We start from the raw sequence: 20,300 nt of genomic DNA, 5'->3' as shown, positions 1-20,300 counted from the left end.
AGATGGAGCTGGTGCTACGTCATGGTTAGCCGGAAACACCGTCAGTTGCAGCCAACATTCGCGGCCGCTGGCAGCAATCCCTTTTTTTGCAAAATCTGCGCAATGACTTCGTCAGTCACGGTCCAGTGGCCGGTTTGTTGATACGGCAGTGCTTCGCGCAGCCAGCATTGCGCTGAGGGTTTGTCGTTTTGTTTCAGGGCGACGTAGGCGATCAATCCCCATGCATAGTCATGGCTGACCTGGCTAAGCCAGAGCGTGCGGTGTTGCTTCATCCACGCGCGGTAATAGCTGCCGGTCTCGTCGGGTAGCAGCGGATAGTCCACCAGCAGCGGGAATAGTTGAGCGACGTAGTCCGGATAGAATCCGGGCAACATGGTTTTTTGTTCCGGTTGGGTCGACACGAGAAAGCGCCCTGAAGGTGCGTACCAGAAGGTATTGCGGATTGCTCTAGCGAACTCACGTGCGCCCACGCTTGCAGCCAGTCCGGTGCGCGCAGTCTGGTAGGACCAGACCTCGAGGTTGTCCATGAACAGCCCCTGCTGGAAAGTTGGCGATACCAGATAGATGCCGCGTTTCCGGTCGAGCAGCGTGGCCAGCGTCTTGCTAGCGGCGTCGTGACTCTTGCGCCATGCCGGTTGGCTATTGAGTTGCGCTGGCATCGTGTCGAGGAACTTGAGCCAGATCGCCAGCAATGCGTCGTCTGCATCGGCTCCCCGGCAAGCCAGCCAGACCGGACCGATGCGGCAGTAGCGATCGAAACTGCCATCAAGACGCTGTCGTGCAATCAGCCAGTTGACCCATTGCGACGCATAGGCAGAGATGTCCAGGCCATTTTCATGGGCCAGCAACAACGCCTGCAGCGTGAAATACGGATCAATGACGCTCCCCGTTTCGAGGATCATGATGGCCCCCGATCCTTCCGCAAATCCCCTCAACTCCAATCCCGGTGCTGCCTGCAATACGATCGGCGACGACAGAAATGGCAACAGCAGCGCAGATATCAGCCAGCGACGGATCATGGCTCCCACACGACGCCGACTTTCCTTGCCCAGATGGCACCATGCACAATCGCGCCGGTTTTTGCGACTAGATTGTCGGCACTGATTGTGGTGGGCGCATCGACGCGTCCTATGGTGGTGCCACTACCGAGAACGATGTCGGTTTCGGAGATCAGCGGTCCGGCAACGGTAGCGTTGTCGCGCAGATCGATACGGTTTTCACAGATCAGAGACCCGGTAATGCAGGCAGATCGGCCGACCTGTACCGCATTGCGCACCTTGACGTTACCGTTGACGACTGTGTGATGACCGATGGTGAGATTGCCGGTGACAATGAGCGATCCGGTGTAGTGATGGCCATCGGCCAGTCGGCAGTTTCCTTTGACCAGGGTGAGCGTGTCGGTCCGGCGTATCGCGCCGGGCAAATCATTGAGGCTGGCCGGCATATGGCTGACCAGTTTTTTTGGTGCCGTTGCCGTTGTTTTTCCCAGGCGTATCGTTGGCGCACTGAGCCTTTCGAAGCAGCAGCGGCCGCCGAGTTCGATGCTCACTTCCGAGGACAGTCGACGCAACGCGACACACCCCGCACCAAGCGTGATCGATCCGTCGGCATGACCCCATTCAAGGATTTCGCCGTTACTGCCGAGCTGTATCGTTCCGTTTGACAGGACACTGGTCAGGCTGCTGTTGTCACCGCAGTCGAGATCGGCATGCAAATAAAGTGGCCGGTTGCAGCGAATCCCGGCAGCGGAGTGGACTACCTCTAGTCCGATCAGCGGCCGGGTGCCATCCATCCAGGACATTTGTTCCGGCGGGCCATTGACGTAATCGAATTTGCCGTCGGCGCGCGCGCCGGCGATGTCAGCAAGTGCGTCGTTGCGAAATTGATGTGTGAAATAGTCGATTTCATTGGCGTACTGACGTGAAATCGGCAGCGGCGAATGATCTCTGGGAGTGCGCCATTCACTGACTGCAGGGATGAACGGCAGCATGAGCATGGCGAGACACAACAGGCAGAAAAGCAATAGGGCGAGAGTGGAATTCATGATCAAGGCACCGGTGGTTGGCGGTAGCGAACGGTCTTGTCCCACACCATTTCACGCTTGAAGAGCCAGTCAACGAACAGGCTCCATGAGGCGTGGGAGATGGCAAACAGGCTAATGAAGAAACACAGTAGATTGAATGGCAGCAGGCGCAAGCGCTTGCGATTACCGTCGAGTAGCACCGCGATCGCGATTTCAAAAAAGGCGGCGAAATTACCGAGCGTGCTGAAGGTCATCAAGGCAAAGGCGGGGATCAGTCGATTGAGCAGCGAGCCGGCATTGGCGAAGTACAAGGCCAGGACGATGAACCAGCCGCACAGCAGTAGCAGCGGAACGATAAAAACCAGCAGCAACAGCATGCCGTCAACACGCTCGCGCAAGCTCAGATACGGACTGGTGAGGAAGCTGTACCAGTACCGCACCATGACCTGGTTATGCCCTTTGGACCAGCGCTTGACTTGCTTGATGCGTACGCCCCAGTCCTCAGGGACTTCTTCGTAGCATTCGGAGCGGTTGGTGTAGACCGTCTTCCAGCCGTTGAGCATCAGGCGGTAGGTAATGTCGGTATCCTCGGCGAGGATGTCGTCGTGCCAGCCACCGACTGCGTGCACGGCAGAGCAGCGCACCCCGCCGACGGTGCCGCCATATTGTGGCAACAGGCGCAAGTTCATGCGGGCTTGCTGATCGACCTGGTAGCCGCCCGCACGTTCGAGGTCCAGCATGCGGGTGAGCAGGTTGGTACCGGCGTTCATCGGCACGACCCGACCCATCACGGCACCGACCTCGGGGTCAAAAAAAGGTGCCACCAGTTGTTTGAGCAAGCCGCGACCGGGGACGTAATCGGCATCGAAGATGATGACGATGTCGCCTTCGACATAGGCCAGTGCATCCTTCAGTGCAGCGGCTTTGCCGGCCTTGCCGGTCAGTCGGTGGAATGGCGTGATGCGTCCGGGATAGCGCGCAACATAACCGTCAATAATTTCACGGGTACGGTCCAGCGAGCGGTCGTTGACCGGTACGATTTTGAGCCGGTCGGCCGGATAGTTGGTGTCGAGGAGTGCTTCGATGCAGCCGGCAATGACTTTTTCTTCGTTGTGGGCAGCGATGAATACCGTAATCATCGGCCAGTCCGCCTGGTCGATATCGATGTAAGGATGGCGTTGCTTTCCAAACAGTCTGCTGATCGTGAAGATGAAATGGCGAACGCCGTACAGCGCCATGATCAGCACGATCATGAACAGCAATGCCGCCATCATCGCGACGAGCGGCCTGTCGCTCAGGGTTGGCATGGCGTCGCCGATGTTGATCGTGCGAGCGGGCAAGTTGTCAAGATTGTCGACCTGGGCGATACCGCCTTCGAGCCGTCCCGGATCTTGCGACTCTGGCAGAGTCAGCCCAACCGGACCATCAGTGACCGCACCGAGCTGCGCTGTGCTCGGAATCTCGATCTGAACAGGAGACGGTGTGTCGTTCGCTGGTGAGGATGTCGTTTGTGCCTGCAATGGCAAGGCGATCAGCAGTGCTGCGAGCACAATGAGCGCGCGCGCAAATAAGACCCGGACAGCATCGGAGTGTTGGTGCATGTGTGCGCTTCCCTGAGTATTTTTTGATAGGACGGGCTTTGGCTCCTGTCCGCGTGCATGACGGACTACTTGATGCAAGGCCAAAACATGCGAAAAGTGTATGCGGCAGATGACCGCATTCCTTGACAATCAACAAATGAACTCAAAAGAGAAGAAGGGGCTAGACGCGTCGCGAAGACGTCGCCTGCAAGCTAGTAGAGGGCAGGCCTGCTGGCGGCCATTAGTCGCGTGCCAGCAACGCCCCGGCGGCGGCCACGCCACTGCGTACGGCGGATTCGATCGTGGATGGATACGCACTGGCAGTGTAATCACCGGCCAGCATCAGGTTGGCGAATGCGGTTCGGTTATCCGGGCGTAGCAAGCCGGGTGTGCAACTGAACGTGGCACGTTTTTCGGAAATCACCTGGCTCCATATCGGCACTGTCAGTTCGGGACGGGAAAACGCCTGCGCCAGTTGCTGCGCGATCGCCGCTGCCAGCGTGGTCTGGCCGGCCGCAATGGCCTCGGTCGAGGCACTGACCACGACAGCAAACAGGCCGTCATGGCGGGCATCGAGCTGACCGCGATCGAAGACGAACTGACCCCAGTGCTGCTGTTGAGGATCATCGACGAGGGCATGGAATGGCTCGGGCAGACGTCGGTCGGGAGGATATTGCAGATAGCAGGTCGTGATCGGCTCATGGTTCAGCGCCTGCAGCACGCTGATGTCTGCCAGCGGCGCAAGCAATGTGGCGGCATTCCCGCTGTCGGTGGCCAGCACGATCTCATCGGCATTGTGCGTGGCTCCGGCGCTGGTCAGTTGCCAGCCATGGTCTTGCCGCACGATACCGGTGATACGGGTGCCGGCCAGGAGCCGGCCATGGCGCTGTTCGACGTACTGTGCGGCCTGGTGCGGAAACAGACTGCTCAGATCGCAGCGTGGCAGCAGCATGTCGGAGCTGGCGCGGCGCGCACCGAGGCTGTCTTTCAGCACATTGAGGAACACTTGCGCCGAAGCCCGTTCCGGTGGGGTATTGAGTGCGGCGATGCATAGTGGCCGCCACATCAGCTGCACCAGCGTTGCCGTTTGGTCGAAACGCGCCAGCAGTTCCGTGACGCTGCAATCGGTATTGAGGTGCCAGTCCATCCAGCGTGCGGCCGACGAAAAACGCATCAGCGCGAGCTTGTCGGTGCGGGTCAGGCCGCTGGCACGCCACAGCGCGACGACCAGATGCCATGGGGCCGGCAAGGCCGGCGCAACGAAGTTCATGCCGGTTCCCGGCGGATAGCGCATTTGCAGTGGCAGGCGCAGCATCGCGGTATCGGGATCGATGCCGACCTGATGCATCAGGCGCAGCGTCTCGCGATAGGCGCCCAGCAGGATGTGCTGGCCATTATCGAGTGATAAGCCGTGGAAGGTGACCTGACGCGCTCGACCCCCCGGCGTTCGTGCCGCTTCGAAGAGCGTGACCACGCGACCAGCCGCAGCCAGTTCGACGGCCGCAGCGCAGCCGGCCCAGCCGGCACCAATGACGGCGGTGTGTCTCGCGGCGGCTGTCATCCGCGAATGTAGGTACGCCAGGCCAGCCACAATTTGCGGATGGGCGTCAGCGAAATACGCTGGTTCAGGACATGGAAGCCATCGAGTTCGATTTCCGAGAGCAGGGCGCGGTAGATCGCCGACATCATCAGACCCGGTCGCTGGCTGCGTCGGTCGGCCGCCGGCAGTAGCGCGAAGGCTTCGTCGTAGGCGGCCTGGGCGCGGCGTACCTGGAAGCGCATCAGGTTCTCGAACTGGTCGTTATGCCGGGCCGCGAGCAAGTCCGCGGCGGTCACGCCGAACTGCTGTAGTTCATTGACGGGAAGGTAGATCCGGCCGATACGGGCGTCTTCGCCGACGTCGCGGATGATGTTGGTCAGCTGAAATGCCAGCCCGAGTTTTTCGGCGTACTGCAAAGTTTGCTTGTCGGTATAGCCGAAGATGCTGGCCGACAGGATGCCGACCACGCCGGCGACATGCCAGCAATAGCGCTGCAGTCCGATGTAATCGAGGTACCGGGTCTGGTCCAGGTCCATTTCCATACCATCGATGATGGCGAGCAAATGCTGGCCATCGAGCTGGTAGGTCGCCATGTGGGGTTGCAATGCCAGCGTCACCGGATGGGTCGGCGTGCCGGTCAGCATCGCGCCGATTTCGCTGCGCCACCAGTGCAGTTTGGTGCGGGCAATGCCGACATCGGTGCATTCGTCGACGGTGTCATCGACCTCGCGGCAAAACGCATACAGGGCGGTGATGGCGCGCCGGCGCTCGGCCGGCAGGAACAAAAAGCTGTAATAAAAACTGGAGCCGCTCTGGGCGGCTTTTTGTTGACAGTACTCGTCTGGGGACATGGATGCGCCGGGCAGGAATCGAAGCCGCTATGCTAGCCGACAGTGGCGATACCGACAAATCTTATGTCGATACCGCTGGTATTTACATCCGCAGCGCCCGCCACAGCAGGCGCAGATAGTCTGCCTTGCGCAGCGTGGGACGCTGCCGGAAGACGTCGTAATCCGCGGCTTCGATGGCGGCGAGGATATGCAATCCGCCTTGCACCACCAGCCGCAATTCCCAGCCTATCCGTCCCGGCAGGCGCAGGGCGAGCGGCGCGCCGGCCAGCAGCAGCGCGCGGGCGCGCTCGACTTCGAAGGCCATCAATTGACGCCAGGCGCCATCAACGCGCTGTTCGTCGAGCCGGGTTTCGTCCACCCCGAAACGGGCCAGATCCTCCATCGGCAAATAGATGCGCGATTTCTGCCAGTCGATGGCGACGTCCTGCCAGAAGTTGATCAGCTGTAGCGCGCTGCAGATGGCGTCCGATTGCGCCAGATTGCGCACGTCGGCCGCGCCGTACAGATGTAGCATCAGCGCCCCGACCGGGTTGGCCGAGCGTCGACAGTAATCAAGCAGCGTCGTGAAATCGGCGTAGCGGGTCGTCACGACATCTTGCCGGAACGCTGACAGCAAGTCCCGCAGCGGCGTCAGTGGCAATTGCCACGCCTGCACAATGCCATGGAGCTTGCGAAACAGCGCTTCGGTCGGTACGCCTCCGGCGGCGATCAGGTCAAGTTGCGCTTCGTAGGCATCGAGTGCCGCGATGCGCTGGTCCGGTCTCGCATCGCCTTCGTCGGCGATGTCATCGGCGCTGCGGGCGAACGCATAAATGGCTTCGACGGCCGGGCGAAGCCGCGCTGGCAGCAGGATGGAGGCAACCGGAAAATTTTCGTAATGATCGACGGCCATGCAGGTTTTCTCCGGGCCAGAAGGGCGGTTTAAAAATTCAGACGGACTTTTGTAATAATTACTAACTGATTGGTCAGTAATTGTTTTAAGCTCGCAGCGGTACAAGAAGTACGGGCAGAAATTCCCGTTTCCAGTACTTCTTTTTCAGCCCGCATCATAAAGGAAAGCACCTTGGCCTCCCGTCTCAATTCCTCCCGTTTCCCTGTTGCGTCGACGACTTCGCTCGTGCTGACGCTAGCATTGCTCGCTGCCTGTTCCAAACCAGTCGAAAAAGCTGAAGATATCCGCCCTGTCCGGGCCATGACGCTGGCTGCGGCGGATACGGAGGCGAAGGCGGAATTTTCCGGCGATGTGCGACCGCGCATCGAATCGCGCCTCGGATTCCGGGTCGGTGGCAAGATCGTCGCGCGCAAGGTAGAGGTCGGTAGTCTGGTCAAGCGTGGCCAGGTGCTGATGCAGCTCGATCCGCAGGATTTGCAGCTGGCGCAATTGCAAACGGCGGCGGTATTGAAAGCGGCGCAGAGCAATCGTGATCTGGCCAGGGCCGAGCAACAGCGCTATGAAGATTTACGGGCGCGTAATTTTGTCAGTCAGGCTGTGCTGGACGCCAAGCAAACCGCGTTTCAGGCAGCGCAAGCCAGCTTCGATCAGGCCACTGCCGCGGCGCGTAATCAATCGAACCAGACCGGCTATGCCACGCTGGTTGCCGATGTCGATGGCGTGGTTACCGGCATCGATGCCGAAGCCGGTCAGGTCGTTGCAGCCGGTACGCCGGTGGTGCGCGTGGCGCAGACGCGCGAGAAGGATGTCGTCATCGGTATTCCCGAAGACCAGGTGGACCTGTTGCGCCAGGTGACGGATATCCGTGTCCATGTCTGGGCCGATCCGGGCACCATCATTCAGGGCAAGCTGCGCGAGCTGTCGCCGATGGCAGATCCGGTCTCGCGTACTTTCACTGCACGGATTGCGTTGCCGGCCGAGGCGACGCAGGTGCGACTTGGCATGACGGCTTACGTTAGTTTTGTCAGCAGCATCCCGCGCGCGATGATCCGGGTTCCGCTCAACGCGCTGGTGCGCGACAAGTCGGCGACCGCGGTCTGGGTCATCGAAGGCGGTGTCGTCAAGCTCGTGCCAGTACAGATTTCCGGCCCGGCCGGTAATGATATTTTGCTCTCCGGTGGCGTGGCGCCCGGCCAGACCATCGTCACCGCCGGCGTCAACTTGCTCAAGCCCGGGCAGAAAGTCACCATCCTCAACGATGACCTCGCGGTCCGCGACGCGGCCCTGCAATCGGCTGGCAAATCGGGCGGAGCAAGCAAATGAAGGGCGGATTCAACCTGTCGCGTTGGGCACTGGAACACATTCCGCTGACCCGTTATTTGATGGCCGTGCTGCTGATAGGCGGCATGCTCAGTTACGCCCGCCTGGGTCAGGACGAGGACCCGCCGTTCACGTTCCGGGCGATGGTGGTGCGGGCAACCTGGCCTGGCGCGACAGCATTGCAGATGGCCGAGCAAGTCGCCGACAAGCTCGAAAAAAAGCTGCAGGAAACACCGTACATCGACAAGATCCGCAGCTATTCGAAGCCCGGTGAAACAACCATCATCCTGCAATTGCGCGAGTCGACGCCGCCCAAGGAAACCGCCGCCTCCTGGTACCAGGTGCGCAAGAAAATCGGCGATATCCGCGCCACCTTGCCTGCCGGCGTCAATGGACCTTACTTCAACGATGAATTTGGTGATACCTACGGCTCGATCGTGGCGTTGTCGGGCGACGGATTCACGTATGCCGAAGTGAAGGATTATGCCGATTTTGTGCGCCAGCAATTATTGCGCGCGAAGTCAGTCGCCAAGGTTGAGCTGTTCGGGGTGCAGGATGAGCGCATCACGATCGAATTTTCACAAAAGAAATTTGCCCAGCTCGGCATCACGCTCGACAGCATCATCGCGCAACTGGCCGCACAAAACCCGGTCGAGGGCACCGGCGTGCTGGTCACGCAGACCGATAACTTGCAGGTGCGCGTGAGCGGCGCGTTATTGACCGTCAAGGACTTACAGAACCTCGACCTGCGCGCCAATGGCACCAGTTTCAAGCTTGGTGACTTTGCCACGGTGCGACGCGAGTATCGCGATCCACCGCAGGATAAGATGCGCTTCAATGGCAAGGAGGTCATCGGTCTCGGCATTTCGATGGAGAAGGGCGGCAACATCATTGAACTCGGCAAGAGCCTGGACAGTACGCTGGCGACGATCAAGGCCAAGTTGCCGGTCGGGGTCGAATTGTCGCGCGTGGCCGACCAGCCGAAAGCCGTGATTGCCTCGGTCAGCGAATTCCTGCACACGCTGGTCGAAGCCGTGCTGATTGTGCTGGCAGTCAGTTTTCTGGCGCTGGGCCTGCATACCAAACCATTCCGTCTCGATATCCGTCCCGGCCTGGTGGTCGGCCTGACGATCCCGCTGGTGCTGGCCATCACCTTCCTGTTCATGCGCATCCTGGACATTGACCTGCACAAGATTTCGCTGGGTGCGCTGATCATCGCGCTTGGCCTGCTGGTCGACGATGCCATCATCGCCGTCGAAATGATGGTGCGGAAAATGGAAGAAGGGCTGTCGCGCTTTGATGCCGCCACATTTGCCTACACGTCGACGGCGATGCCGATGCTGACCGGCACGCTCATCACCGCCGCGGGTTTTCTGCCGATCGGCCTGGCCAAGTCGGCCGCCGGCGAGTACACGTTCTCGATGTTTTCAGTCAATGCCCTGGCCCTGATTATTTCCTGGCTGGTGGCCGTGATTTTCACGCCCTATCTCGGCTACCTGCTGCTCAAGGTCAAGCCTGCTGCCGGCGCTGATGCCCATCATGAATTGTTCAACACGCCGATGTACAACCGGTTTCGCAAGACGGTCAACTGGTGCGTCGAGTGGCGCAAGACCACGATCTTGCTGACGCTGGCGGCATTCGGTCTGGGCGTGTTCGGCTTCAAGTTTATCGAGCAGCAATTTTTTCCGGATTCCAGTCGTACCGAACTGATGGTGGAGCTGTGGCTGCCGGAAGGCTCCGCCTTCAAGGCCACCGAAGCGCAGGCGAAAAAGTTCGAGGCCTTTATCCAGAAACAGGACGGTGTCGAGAGCGTGACCAGCTATGTCGGCACCGGCAGCCCGCGTTTTTATCTGCCGCTGGACCAGATTTTTCCGCAGACCAATGTCTCGCAAATCGTTGTGCTGGCCAAAGACCTGAAAGCGCGCGAGGCCTTGCGCCTGAAGATAGTCGCGATTTTCAAGACGGATTTTCCGGAGGTGCGCGGCCGCGTCAAGCTGTTGCCGAACGGGCCGCCAGTGCCTTATCCGGTGCAGTTCCGTGTCACCGGTACCGAAGTGACGAAGGTGCGGGCGATCGCCGATCAGGTCAAGGACATCATGCGTACCAACCCGAATGCGATCGGTGTCAACGATAACTGGAACGAATCGGTCAAGGTCTTGCGGATCGATCTGGACCAGGAAAAAATGCGCGCGGTTGGCGTGACGTCGCAGGCCGTGATGCGCGCCGCCAATACGATACTGACCGGCTCGACGGTCGGCCAGTATCGCGATGGCAATCGCCTCATCGATATCGTCGTCCGTCAGCCCGTCGAGGAACGCTCGACGATTTCCGCATTGGATCAGGCCAATATTCCGACGGCCAGTGGCAAATCGGTGCCGCTGTCGCAGCTGGCACGGGCCCGGTTTGTCTGGGAGCCGGGCGTGATCTGGCGTGAAGGCCGCGAATGGGCCGTGACCGTGCAATCGGATGTGGCCGATGGTATTCAGGGACCGACGGTATCGGGTCAGATCAATCCGAAGCTCGACGTGCTGCGGGCCAGTTTGCCTGCGGGTTACAAGATTGATCTGGCCGGTGCCGCTGCCGATAGCGGCAAGGCACAGGAATCGATCGCGGCCAATGTGCCGCTGGTGATCTTCATTATTTTCACGTTACTGATGTTGCAGCTGCATAGCTTCTCGCGCTCGCTGCTGGTCTTCCTGACCGGGCCGCTCGGCGTGGCAGGCGCAGCGATGGCCTTGCTGCTACTGAACCGGCCATTCGGCTTTGTCGCGCAGCTCGGCGTGATTGCGCTGTTCGGCATGATCATCCGCAACTCGGTGATCCTGATCGACCAGATCGAGCAGGATATTGCTGCCGGTGCCGCGCCGTGGGATGCCATTGTCGAGTCCGCAGTGCGACGTTGCCGTCCCATTATTCTCACGGCTGCCGCTGCCGTATTGGCGATGATTCCCTTGTCACGGTCGGTCTTCTGGGGACCCATGGCGGTAGCTATCATGGGCGGGTTGATTGTCGCCACAGCGCTCACGCTGCTGTTCCTGCCGGCGCTGTATGCGGCGTGGTTCCGCGTAAAAAAACCGTCGGTGACTTGATGGCAAGGGCTTGGCGCAGTGGCGTCTGCCGGCACCGCGCCAAAAATCACGACGGACGGGAATAAAATCCAGTAAAATCGAGCGCTGATGCAGAACGGCCTCTGGCAAAGGCAGTGCAAGGCGACCGTATTTACCTCAGGGTCGCTTTTTGCTTTTGGCAGGTGCACTTTCCCGCGAGGATGGCGAAATTGGTAGACGCACCAGGTTTAGGTCCTGACGCCAGTAATGGTGTGGGGGTTCGAGTCCCCCTCCTCGCACCACAGAATTCTTTTTCATTATTTGGACGATTCACATGGCAACTGCTGTCGAAACCCTCGAAAAACTTGAGCGCCGTATCACCATCACGGTCCCTTTGGCAGATGTCCAGGCAGAAGTCGAAAAACGCCTGAAGGTACGCGCTAAATCCGCCAAGGCACCTGGCTTCCGTCCTGGCAAAGTGCCAATGAAAATGGTCGCAGCCCAATTTGGCTACCAAGTCGAAACCGAAGTATTGAACGACAAGGTTGGTCGCGCTTTTAATGATGCCGCCAACGAAAACAGTTTGCGCGTCGCCGGTTACCCGCGCATCGAACCGAAAGCAGCTGGCGAAGATGCCGTCGAAGGCTCCATTCTTTTCGAAGCCACTTTCGAAATCTATCCGGAAGTCATCGTCGGTGACCTGAGCGTGACCGAAGTTGAAAAAACCGTCACCGAAGTCACCGACGCAGAAATCGACAAAACCATCGCTATCCTGCGCAAGCAGCGTGCCCACTTCCACGTCAAGGGCGAGCAAGATGCCCATGGCGACGGTGGTCCGGACCAGACCGCCCAAAAAGATAATCGCGTGACGGTCGATTTCACCGGCATGATCGACGGTGTTGAATTCCCGGGTGGTAAGGCTGATGACTACGCCTTCGTGCTCGGCGAAGGTCGCATGCTGCCGGAATTCGAAGCCGCCATTACCGGCCTCAAGGTCGGCGAGGCAAAAACTTTCCCGCTGGCGTTCCCTGCCGATTACCACGGCAAGGATGTTGCCGGCAAAACCGCTGAATTCACGATCACACTGAAAAAACTCGAGTGGGCGCACATGCCTGAAGTCGACGCCGAGTTTGCTATCACGCTGGGTGTCGAAGACGGTGACATTACCAAGATGCGCGCTGATATCAAACTCAATCTCGAACGTGAAGTGGGCGGTCGTACCAAAGCCAAGACCAAGGATAGCGTGATGGATGCGCTGATCAAGTCCGCTCAACTCGATGTGCCAAACGCATTGGTCGAGCAAGACGTCGAGCGCCTGGTCGAGCTGACCCGCAAGGATATGCAGCAGCGTGGCATGGACGTCAAGAGCATGCCGTTTCCTCCTGAGCTGTTCACTGCCCAGGCTGAGCGCCGCGTCCGCCTTGGGCTGATCCTGGCCGAAGTGGTCAAGACAAATAGCCTGCAAGCCACTGCAGACCAGGTTAAGGCGCAGGTCGAAGACTTCGCCAAGAGCTACGAAGATCCTCAGCAAGTGATGCAGTACTATTTCAGCGATCGCAATCGTCTCGCTGAGGTGGAAGCCCTTGTATTGGAAGAAAACGTCGTCAATTACGTCTTGGGAAAATCGAAAGTGACAGAGAAGCTGGTCGCGTTCGATGAATTGATGGGCAACAACGCACAGGCATAAAACAACGCCGTGTGCTCTCCAAAGGAAAGCAACTATTCATGATGACAAGAAATTTCGCGATGGAACCACAGATGCTCGGCATGATCCCGATGGTGATCGAGCAAAGCGGACGCGGGGAACGCTCCTACGATATTTATTCGCGCTTGCTGAAAGAACGCGTCATTTTTCTGGTGGGTCCGGTCAATGATGGCGTGGCCAACCTGATCGTTGCGCAGCTGCTGTTCCTGGAGAGCGAAAATCCGGACAAAGATATTTCGCTGTACATCAACTCACCGGGCGGTTCGGTCTCAGCCGGCATGGCAATTTTCGACACGATGCAGTTCATCAAGCCGAACGTGTCAACGTTGTGTACGGGACTGGCCGCTTCAATGGGCGCTTTCCTGCTGGCAGCTGGTGCTAAAGGTAAGCGGTTCTCGCTGCCAAATTCGCGCATCATGATTCACCAGCCATCAGGTGGTGCGCAAGGACAGGCAACCGACATCGAGATCCAGGCCAAGGAAATTCTTTATTTGCGCGAACGTCTTAACGGCATTCTTGCTAACAAGACCGGACGAACGATCGAAGAAATTCGCCGGGACACCGAGCGTGACAACTTCATGTCGGCCGACGAGGCAGAGAAGTACGGCATGATCGATAAAGTCCTGACTACTCGCGAGTAATCGGCGGATCGTACTGCTCAATACGGAACGCCCGGACAAATAACCGTCCGGGCGTTTTGTTTTCAGGTGATGGTCTCAGTCCGGCGATATTCTGACGCGCTGCCGTGACGGATCCTGATTTCGCAGGTAATATCAAGCAAACCCCACCACATTCAAGTCCTCCATGTCCGATAAAAAATCTACTACCAGCGAGAAATTGCTGTATTGCTCATTTTGTGGCAAGAGCCAGCATGAGGTCAAAAAACTGATCGCCGGACCATCAGTATTCATCTGCGACGAGTGCATCGACCTCTGCAATGACATCATCCGCGACGAAGCCTCCACGGTTGAAACCGTCGCTGGTCCCAAATCCGAGCTACCGACGCCACAGGAAATTTGCGAATTGCTTGGTCAGTATGTGATCGGTCAGGATGGTGCCAAGCGCATCCTGTCCGTGGCCGTCTACAACCACTACAAGCGTCTGCGTCACCTTGGTAAAAAAGACGATGTCGAACTGGCCAAGAGCAACATTCTTCTGGTGGGACCAACGGGTTCCGGCAAGACGCTGCTGGCGCAAACGCTGGCGCGCATGCTCAATGTGCCGTTCGTGATCGCCGATGCGACTACGTTGACCGAAGCAGGTTACGTTGGCGAAGACGTTGAAAACATTATCCAGAAGCTTTTGCAAGCCTGTAATTACGATGTTGAAAAAGCCCAGAAGGGCATTGTTTATATCGATGAAATCGACAAAATTTCACGTAAGTCGGACAACCCGTCAATCACCCGCGATGTGTCCGGTGAAGGCGTGCAGCAAGCCTTGCTGAAGCTGATCGAAGGTACGATGGCATCGGTGCCTCCACAAGGCGGTCGCAAGCATCCGAACCAGGATTTTGTGCAGATCGATACGACCAACATCATGTTTATCTGCGGTGGTGCTTTCGATGGCCTGGCCAAGATTGTCAGCAACCGTTCCGAAAAGAGCGGCATCGGTTTCTCGGCCAGCGTAAAAAGCCAGAGCGAGCGGAGCGCCAGTGAAATGTTGCTCGAAGCCGAGCCGGAAGACCTGATCAAGTTTGGTCTGATTCCGGAACTGGTCGGCCGTTTGCCTGTCGTTGCGACATTAAGCGAACTGACCGAAGACGCGATGATCCAGATCTTGCTCGAACCAAAAAATGCGCTGATCAAGCAGTACGCCCGCTTGCTGCAAATGGAAGGCGCCGAGCTTGAAGTCCGTCCGGCCGCATTGCAGGCGATTGCCCGTAAAGCCTTGCAGCGCAAGACCGGTGCCCGTGGTTTGCGGTCCATTCTGGAGCACGCTCTGCTGGATGTCATGTTTGAACTGCCAAACCAGCAAAATGTTTCAAAAGTAGTTATTGATGAAAACACCATCACCAACGGTGCCAAGCCGTTAATGATTTATCACGATCAGCCGAAAGTGGCCGGTTCGAAGTAAATTCTTGAGTTTTACCGTCCGAAAATACCGTGCTGCCATCGGTTTTTTCGGGCGAACGCAGTAGCATAAAAAAATACGGACCAGTGACAATCCGTTGAGACTCCAGTCGTGCTAGATACTGGCTGGTTTTTTGCGGGACTTTTTAGTCCACTGATATTTGTTCGTGAACGGCCTTGTGTTTTCCGCTCTCGCGCCAACATCAATTACACGTTTTTGATAAGGCTCGCCATGACGACTCCCACTTTTACTGAACATACCCAGTTGCCGCTATTGCCTTTGCGTGATGTTGTAGTTTTCCCGCACATGGTTATACCGCTATTCGTCGGTCGCCCCAAATCCATCAAAGCTCTCGAAGCTGCGATGGAGCAAGGCAAGAGCATCATGCTGGCAGCGCAAAAAGCCGCTGCCAAAGATGAGCCCTCCGCCGACGACATTTATGAAATTGGTTGCATTGCCAATATCCTGCAGATGCTGAAGCTGCCCGATGGCACCGTCAAGGTACTCGTAGAAGGCACTCAGCGCGCACGCATCCATCACATTAGCGAGCTCGACACGCATTTCATCGCGGACCTGACGCCGGTCGAATCTGAAGCCGGTGACGAATCGGAAGTCGAGGCGATGCGTCGTGCGATCGTTCAACAGTTCGACCAGTACGTCAAACTCAACAAGAAAATTCCCCCTGAAATCCTGACCTCGCTGGCGGGAATCGATGATGCCGGCCGTCTGGCCGACACCATTGCTGCCCATCTGCCGTTGAAGCTCGAGCAGAAACAGGTCATCCTCGAAATTTTCAATGTGGCCAAGCGCCATGAACATTTGCTGGGCCAGCTTGAAGGCGAGCTGGACATCCTGCAGGTAGAAAAGCGTATCCGTGGTCGCGTCAAGCGCCAGATGGAGAAGTCGCAGCGCGAGTACTACCTCAACGAGCAAGTCAAGGCGATCCAGAAAGAGCTGGGCGAAGGCGAAGAGGGTGCCGATCTCGAAGAACTCGAGAAAAAAATCGTTGCTGCCAAGATGCCGAAAGAGGCGCTAGCCAAGGCCACCAGCGAGCTCAAGAAGCTGAAGCTGATGTCGCCGATGTCGGCCGAAGCAACTGTTGTGCGCAACTATATCGATACGCTCGTTGGTCTGCCATGGCGCAAAAAATCCAAGGTCAACAATGACCTGACCAATGCCGAGAAAGTCCTTGAAGACGATCATTTCGGTCTCGACAAGGTCAAGGAACGCATTCTGGAATACCTCGCCGTACAGCAACGCGTCGATAAGCTCAAAGCGCCTATCCTGTGTTTCGTCGGTCCTCCGGGCGTTGGTAAAACATCGCTAGGCCAGTCGATTGCCCGTGCAACGAACCGTAAGTTCGTGCGCATGGCACTGGGTGGCGTGCGTGATGAAGCCGAGATTCGCGGCCATCGGCGCACGTACATCGGTTCGATGCCTGGCAAGATATTGCAAAGTCTGGCGAAAACCGGTGTCCGCAATCCTTTGTTCCTGCTTGATGAAATCGACAAGCTGGGCATGGATTTCCGCGGTGATCCCTCGTCGGCATTACTCGAAGTGCTGGATCCGGAGCAGAACCATACATTTGCAGACCACTACGTCGAAGTTGATTTCGACTTGTCCGATGTGATGTTTGTGGCGACGTCGAATTCGTACAATATTCCGCCGGCGCTGCTCGACCGGATGGAAGTCATCCGCTTGTCGGGTTACACCGAAGACGAAAAAACCAGCATCGCACAACGCTATTTGCTACCGAAGCAAATCAAGAACAACGGCTTGCTGGAAGGCGAAATCAGCGTGGCCGAATCGGCGATTCGCGACATCATTCGCTACTACACCCGTGAAGCAGGTGTGCGGGCACTGGAACGCGAAATCTCGAAGATCTGCCGCAAGGTCGTGAAGATGCTGCTGCTCAAAAAGCAGGAGAAAAAAGTCGCGGTCACCGGCAAGAATGTCGACAAGTTCCTCGGCGTGCGTCGCTATGATTTCGGTGTCGCTGAAAAAGAAAACCAGATCGGCCAAGTCGTCGGTCTGGCCTGGACGGAAGTCGGTGGCGATCTGCTGACGATCGAAGCAGTGACGATGCCGGGCAAGGGTCAGATCATCCGTACCGGAACACTCGGCGACGTGATGAAGGAGTCGATCGAGGCAGCGCGTACCGTCGTCCGCAGCCGCGCCCGTAACCTCGGCATCAAGCTCGATGCGTTCGAAAAGAACGACATTCATATCCATGTGCCGGAAGGTGCAACGCCAAAAGACGGCCCGTCCGCTGGTGTCGCGATGACGATTGCGATGGTGTCGTCCTTTACCGGGATACCGGTGCGTGCCGATGTGGCGATGACAGGCGAAATCACCTTGCGTGGTGAAGTCCTGCCCATCGGTGGCTTAAAAGAAAAGCTGCTGGCGGCGCATCGCGGTGGCATCAAGACCGTGATGATTCCCGAGCAAAACGTGAAGGACCTGGCCGAGATTCCGGACAACGTCAAGAACAAGCTCGAGATCGTCCCGGTACGCTGGATCGACAAGGCGCTTGAAGTTGCGCTGGAAAGAATGCCTGTGCCATTGACCGATGAAGAGGTCGCGTTGAGTGCACTGGCGGCGCAAAAGAAAGAGCCGATTGATCCGCTGGTCGTGAAGCACTAATCACGGTTTGTTGATCACAATATGGCGCTCTCCGGAGCGCCATATTCACATCCGCTGCAAGTGTGTACTTGCTGGTGCGATTCAGATACCGCGGGGAATCCGGTGAATCCTGATTGGTGGCGATGATTGTCCGGTCGCTCGCGCAATTAGGCATGGCAATGCAGCCTCGTATCGGTTAAGATCGTTGCCTTCGGTGTGGTGACAAACGCCGGAAAAGTAGCAACCTGTAGTCGACTGGCAGCCCGAAGCCGCAATCAGGGTGCTTAGCTCAGTTGGTAGAGCGGCGCCCTTACAAGGCGTAGGTCGGGGGTTCGAGCCCCTCAGCACCCACCACAAGTCGTCTGCAGTACAACGGTATTCCGGTTGTGCACCATTGAATTGCAAGCAATTTGATTGTGAGAAGAATCAGTAATCAGGAGTGGTAGTTCAGCTGGTTAGAATACCGGCCTGTCACGCCGGGGGTCGCGGGTTCGAGTCCCGTCCACTCCGCCAGAACAATAACGACGTAGTAGTGATTCCCTAGGAATCACGTCGGGACTCGAATGGAATCGCTTGCAAGCGATTCCGCGGCCTGCAGTATGTAGGCGAGTCCCGTCCACTCCGCCAGAAAATCCGAAAAGGCGAACGCGAGTTCGCCTTTTTTCATATGCGTTACTGCGATAGAATCGGTCGCAACTTGCCTTTGAATGGTTGACCATGTTTGAATTTGTCCGTACTCATAAACGTCTGATGCAGTTTCTGCTGCTGCTAATTATTGTCCCGTCGTTTGCATTGGTTGGTTTAGGCAGTTACCAAAGTTTCGGTGATGCGGAAAACGTGATCGCCAAAGTCGGCGGTCAACCCATCACGCAAGTTGAGTACGATGCCGCGCAGCGCGAGCAAATGGCACGGTTCAAGCAAATGTTTGGTGCGCAATTTGACCCGAAGATGTTCGATACACCAGAAGCCCGTCAGGGCATTCTCGACAATCTGATCGCCCAACGGGCATTGTCGGTCGAAGCAGTCCGGCAGCACCTGAGTGTGGCTGATGCAGCCCTTCAACAAAGCATCACCGGCATTGCCGGTCTGGTCGGTCCCGATGGCAAGTTTGACGGCGAACGGTATCGCTCCCTGCTTGCAATGCAGGGGATGACGCCAGCGATGTACGAGCAGCGCTTGCGCCAGGACATGGCGGTACAGCAATTGAATTCGGCGATCCAGTCAACGGCCTTTGCGCCGAAAACGGTGGCCACGCGCCTCTCTGACATCAATGATCAGGAGCGCACGGTGCAGGAACTGCTGTTCAAGCCGACAGATTACGCGGCTAAAGTCAACGTCACACCTGAGATGCTGAAAGCGTACTACGACAAGAACGGCCGCCAATTTGAACTGCCCGAGCAAGCCACGATTGAATACGTGGTGCTGAGCAGCGATGCGTTGGCGTCCCAGATTGCCGTGACCGATCAGGAAGTCGCGGATTTCTACGAACAGAACAAGAAAAGTTTCGGCGTGGACGAGCAGCGCCGTGCAAGTCATATCCTGATTAATCTGAAAAAAGGTGCTTCAGCAACTGAAAAGTCCGCTGCAAAAGCCAAGGCAGAGCAGGTGCTGGCTCAAGTGCGCAAGACACCGGGAGATTTTGCGAAAATTGCTATGGCCAGCTCGGAAGATCAGGGCAGTGCGCCGGATGGTGGCGACCTCGATTTCTTTGGCAAGGGCGCGATGACGCCGCCATTTGAAGAGGCGGTATTCAAACTCAAGCTCAATGAAATCAGTGGCCTGGTTGAATCTGATTTTGGTTTCCATATCATCGAAGTCACAGCGATCAAACCAGCTTCGTTCCGGACGCTCGATCAGGTCAAGCCGCAAATTGTCGCCGATATCAAGCGACAGAAAGCCGCTAAGCAGTATTCGGAAGCTGCAGAGTCCTTCGGTAATACCGTCTACGAACAGGCAGACAGTCTCAAGCCGGTGGCGGACAAGCTCAAGCTGAAGATCGAAACCGTCTCCGGCCTGACCCGCACACCAAATCCGCTGGCACCGCCGACGGCATTGTTCAACAACCCGAAATTCCTCAATGCCGTTTTTGCCGACGACGCCCTGAAGAGCAAGCACAACACCGAAGCGATCGAAGTCGCACCGAGCACGCTGATGGCTGGTCGTATCGTTGATTACAAACCCGTCAGCAAGCGTCCATTTACCGAAGTTGAAGCGGTCGTGCGTGAAAAAGTGATCGCCGAAGAGTCGGCCGTGCTGGCTAAAAAAGCCGGTGAGGCGAAGCTGGCAGCATTGAAAACGGCGGATGACGCCACCGGTTTTGGTGTCGCGAAAGTCGTGTCGCGCTCGAAGAATGACGGCCTCAACGGCCCTGGCTTCGACAGTGTCATGAAAGCCGATGTGAGCAAGTTGCCAGCCATTGCCGGCGCGGATCTGAGCCGCCAGGGTTACGCGATTTACCGGATCAGCAAGGTCGCTCAGGCAGAGAAAATTGACGCACCGCGCCGGCTTGAAGAACAGCAGCAAATCGCTAGCGCGCTGGCCCAGCAGGAAATGATTGCTTACCTCAATGTCCTCAAAGAAAAAGCCAAGGTAAAAATGATCAAGCCGGTAGCACGGTCGCCGGTGGTCCCTGATGAGCGCCTGTAATTGA

The 20,300-nt window shown here is 57.4% G+C and carries 13 protein-coding genes and 3 tRNA genes; 10 read left to right on the top strand and 6 right to left on the bottom strand.

Annotated features, from left to right (window positions below; all coding sequences use genetic code 11):
• Window positions 1-41 precede the first annotated feature (41 nt).
• From RHM62_RS14385 to hpnC, 6 genes are all read right to left on the bottom strand, one after another.
• On the bottom strand, window positions 42-1,019 hold the full coding sequence (locus RHM62_RS14385) for a hypothetical protein (RefSeq protein WP_322122764.1): 978 nt from the start codon (window positions 1,017-1,019) through the stop codon (window positions 42-44).
• Window positions 1,016-2,044: a polymer-forming cytoskeletal protein gene (locus tag RHM62_RS14380; protein WP_322122763.1), complete on the bottom strand. Its 1,029-nt coding sequence runs from the start codon at window positions 2,042-2,044 to the stop codon at window positions 1,016-1,018. The genes RHM62_RS14385 and RHM62_RS14380 overlap by 4 nt, the downstream gene beginning before the upstream one ends.
• A 2-nt stretch (window positions 2,045-2,046) precedes the next feature.
• Window positions 2,047-3,624, bottom strand: a complete 1,578-nt coding sequence (locus RHM62_RS14375) for a glycosyltransferase family 2 protein (protein ID WP_322122762.1) — start codon at window positions 3,622-3,624, stop codon at window positions 2,047-2,049.
• Between the two features lie 220 nt (window positions 3,625-3,844).
• A complete protein-coding gene (gene hpnE / locus RHM62_RS14370; protein WP_322122761.1) occupies window positions 3,845-5,164 on the bottom strand; it encodes a hydroxysqualene dehydroxylase HpnE in 1,320 nt (439 codons plus the stop codon).
• On the bottom strand, window positions 5,161-5,994 hold the full coding sequence (hpnD, locus tag RHM62_RS14365; RefSeq protein WP_322122760.1) for a presqualene diphosphate synthase HpnD: 834 nt from the start codon (window positions 5,992-5,994) through the stop codon (window positions 5,161-5,163). The genes hpnE and hpnD overlap by 4 nt, the downstream gene beginning before the upstream one ends.
• An 82-nt stretch (window positions 5,995-6,076) precedes the next feature.
• On the bottom strand, window positions 6,077-6,886 hold the full coding sequence (gene hpnC, locus RHM62_RS14360) for a squalene synthase HpnC (RefSeq protein ID WP_322122759.1): 810 nt from the start codon (window positions 6,884-6,886) through the stop codon (window positions 6,077-6,079).
• 171 nt (window positions 6,887-7,057) lie between these two features.
• Between hpnC and RHM62_RS14355 the strand changes: the two genes are divergently transcribed.
• From RHM62_RS14355 to RHM62_RS14310, 10 genes are all read left to right on the top strand, one after another.
• On the top strand, window positions 7,058-8,209 hold the full coding sequence (locus RHM62_RS14355) for an efflux RND transporter periplasmic adaptor subunit (RefSeq protein ID WP_322122758.1): 1,152 nt from the start codon (window positions 7,058-7,060) through the stop codon (window positions 8,207-8,209).
• A complete protein-coding gene (locus RHM62_RS14350) occupies window positions 8,206-11,295 on the top strand; it encodes an efflux RND transporter permease subunit (protein WP_322122757.1) in 3,090 nt (1,029 codons plus the stop codon). The genes RHM62_RS14355 and RHM62_RS14350 overlap by 4 nt, the downstream gene beginning before the upstream one ends.
• 173 nt (window positions 11,296-11,468) lie before the next feature.
• Window positions 11,469-11,555: transfer RNA gene (locus RHM62_RS14345), tRNA-Leu, on the top strand.
• Window positions 11,556-11,587: 32 nt separating this feature from the next.
• Window positions 11,588-12,940 carry a trigger factor gene (gene tig, locus RHM62_RS14340; RefSeq protein ID WP_322122756.1) on the top strand — a complete coding sequence of 451 codons (1,353 nt, stop codon included), beginning with the start codon at window positions 11,588-11,590 and terminating at the stop codon, window positions 12,938-12,940.
• Between the two features lie 38 nt (window positions 12,941-12,978).
• On the top strand, window positions 12,979-13,599 hold the full coding sequence (gene clpP, locus RHM62_RS14335) for an ATP-dependent Clp endopeptidase proteolytic subunit ClpP (protein WP_322122755.1): 621 nt from the start codon (window positions 12,979-12,981) through the stop codon (window positions 13,597-13,599).
• 163 nt (window positions 13,600-13,762) lie between these two features.
• Window positions 13,763-15,031 carry an ATP-dependent Clp protease ATP-binding subunit ClpX gene (clpX, locus tag RHM62_RS14330; protein ID WP_322122754.1) on the top strand — a complete coding sequence of 423 codons (1,269 nt, stop codon included), beginning with the start codon at window positions 13,763-13,765 and terminating at the stop codon, window positions 15,029-15,031.
• A 228-nt stretch (window positions 15,032-15,259) separates the two neighbouring features.
• Window positions 15,260-17,671 (top strand): endopeptidase La, encoded by a 2,412-nt coding sequence (gene lon / locus RHM62_RS14325; protein WP_322122753.1) that lies wholly within the window; start codon window positions 15,260-15,262, stop codon window positions 17,669-17,671.
• Between the two features lie 257 nt (window positions 17,672-17,928).
• Window positions 17,929-18,004, top strand: a tRNA-Val gene (locus RHM62_RS14320).
• Window positions 18,005-18,086: 82 nt separating this feature from the next.
• Window positions 18,087-18,163, top strand: a tRNA-Asp gene (locus RHM62_RS14315).
• A gap of 204 nt (window positions 18,164-18,367) precedes the next feature.
• Window positions 18,368-20,296 (top strand): SurA N-terminal domain-containing protein, encoded by a 1,929-nt coding sequence (locus RHM62_RS14310; protein ID WP_322122752.1) that lies wholly within the window; start codon window positions 18,368-18,370, stop codon window positions 20,294-20,296.
• The last annotated feature ends 4 nt before the right edge of the window (window positions 20,297-20,300 follow it).

Source organism: Actimicrobium sp. CCC2.4 (genome assembly GCF_034347385.1).
Taxonomy (GTDB): Bacteria; Pseudomonadota; Gammaproteobacteria; order Burkholderiales; family Burkholderiaceae_D; genus Actimicrobium.
Note: the sequence above shows the minus strand (reverse complement) of the source record. Positions and strands in the feature narration are given on the sequence as shown.